The organism is Aequorivita aurantiaca (assembly GCF_030410135.1).
Taxonomy (GTDB): domain Bacteria; phylum Bacteroidota; class Bacteroidia; order Flavobacteriales; family Flavobacteriaceae; genus Aequorivita; species Aequorivita aurantiaca.
Genome location: NZ_JAUGQQ010000033.1, coordinates 1 through 1,225, shown reverse-complemented (window position 1 = coordinate 1,225; position 1,225 = coordinate 1). Strand labels below are relative to the sequence as shown.

General features: G+C 35.8%; 2 protein-coding genes. Both read left to right on the top strand.

Annotation, left to right across the window (positions count from 1 at the left end; translation table 11 throughout):
- The coding region (locus QRD02_RS14275; protein WP_290255637.1) for an RDD family protein at positions 1-574 on the top strand (574 nt) is incomplete at its 5' end.
- Between the two features lie 262 nt (positions 575-836).
- A partial coding sequence (locus QRD02_RS14270; RefSeq protein ID WP_290255636.1) for a basic helix-loop-helix domain-containing protein occupies positions 837-1,225 on the top strand: 389 nt, incomplete at its 3' end.

Genomic DNA, 1,225 nt, shown 5'->3' with positions numbered 1-1,225 from the left:
GTGCCCATTTGGAAAATCTACGGATTTTGCAAAGTTAGTTTATATTTGGAGAGGTTCGTGCCAAAACACGCCACAGCTCATATACATAAACGTTACCATACATTTGAAAAAAACCGCCCGAATGAACAAACCATTTAAAACCGAACCCAATATTGGAAAAAGATTTTTAGCTGGATTTTTAGATTATCTATTAATTTACGCATTTGTCCTAACTTTCATCTTTGCCTTCGGAGAACCAAACGTAGATGGCGAATATTCTGTTACTGGATTTTCTGCACTAATACCAATTTCCTTCTGGTTAATAATGACCGTTGGGCTTGAAATCGGAATTGGAGCAACTATTGGAAATTCCGTAGTTGGACTTAAGGCAATTCCAAAAAACGGAACAAACCGAAAACTGACTTTCGGCGAATCTTTTAAAAGACACTTACTCGACCCAATCGATATGTTCTTTTTTGGACTGGTTGGAGTTATGACAATTAAAAACACGGAACTGAATCAACGAATTGGAGATTTGTGGGCGGAAACTATAGTTGTGCCGACAAAATCTCTGCCTGAATTAAAAACGGAATAAAAAAAGCGGATTAAAAAACGTATGGTAACACCGTGTATAAGTTATGGCTAGGTCTGTGCTTCTCCGGAAAATCCTCTCGGATTTTCCTGCGGAGTTTTGGACTTTCAATGGTTCGTGACGAGACACGCCACAACTCATACACAACAACGTTACCACACATTTGAAAAAAAATTGCGGATAATTAATGAAAGAGTATTTATTTTCCGAAAAGGAACTAAAGTTAATAGAGTTCTTAAAATCTAATTCGCCGAAAAGAATATGGTTGGAACCAATATTCTATATTTTTGAATATGATAACTTCTACATAGAATTGGGTATTGAGTGTGCCGAGAAAATACAACTTGGTTATTTGCCCGAAAAGAAATTCACAACCCAACCGATCACTGATTTTCATCAATACGTAATGGTTGCAAAACTTAAAAAAGTAAATCACAAATTTAAATCACAAGAGGGTTCTGAATTATTGATTGAAAATGAAAAAATAACTGACGTAAATATCGTTCGGACTTTGCTCTTTTACTGTCAACACGTTCAATCAAAAGAACACTCCCATATTTTCAATACGGAAAGCTCTCAAATAAACCCGAATTTGGAAATTAATAAAGAACTAAAAATTGAGCGGACTTGTCTCGCCGATGTTGGATTATGGAT